Annotated in this window: 2 protein-coding genes; both read right to left on the reverse strand. The window is 43.0% G+C overall.

Annotated features, from left to right (window positions below; translation table 11 throughout):
* Positions 1–285: 285 nt before the first annotated feature.
* Entirely contained in the window at positions 286–510 is a 225-nt protein-coding gene (locus tag ACFOWX_RS13300; RefSeq protein WP_189136326.1) for a hypothetical protein, read from the reverse strand.
* Between the two features lie 68 nt (positions 511–578).
* Positions 579–767: hypothetical protein (locus ACFOWX_RS13305; protein ID WP_381425110.1), on the reverse strand; the 189-nt coding region annotated here is incomplete at its 5' end.

Here is a 767-nt window from a genome sequence, read left to right on the forward strand (position 1 = left end):
GCCCCTCCCAAAACAGAGTTTTCGCGAATTCTGGGACACGCTATCGTCGCAATTTTAACAAGACAACACAACATTCCAACACAACATACTGCACAAGCATCCAAACCACCCCACCCACATCAAGCAACGCACAGGTGTCATATCACCACCCAATCAAACATTTATGAAGATAAGATAAACATATAAACATACATATCGAATAAATGTTTGACTGTTGATGGTACTGCGCTGCACTCGCCAACTAATCATGGTCACGGAATATAACTAACAATCAACGCAATGTACTCAAATATAATCGTGTCGCAACAATCCAACCATATCACCCACACAACCCCATTGATAACAACCCCACACCACTGCAACACCAAAATACCACCCCACCAACGTAACAACAAGTAACACATACCCTACACCACCAACATCATACACACCACCAACAATCAACACATCAGCAACCAACATAGTGCCACCAATAATACCACCACCCACAAAAGCACCAACCAACATCACCCCACAACACCTAACACCACCAACAACCAACACACTGCAAACAACAAACAACAAACAACACATGCAACCTAAACACCTGCAACAACATTACAAACCCAAACACGCCAGGCAACAACCAAATCAAAAATTCCAAAATGTATCGCCCATCCTATATTACACCAACCCCAATCGAACCCCACCTCCCCGTAAAATCCATGTTTTTGGGCCAAATTAGCAGTTGGTTTTAATGAGCCAAAATCAGCCAAAAAGTTGAACGC

Source organism: Sphingorhabdus arenilitoris, from assembly GCF_042651485.1.
Lineage (GTDB): Bacteria > Pseudomonadota > Alphaproteobacteria > Sphingomonadales > Sphingomonadaceae > Sphingorhabdus_B > Sphingorhabdus_B arenilitoris.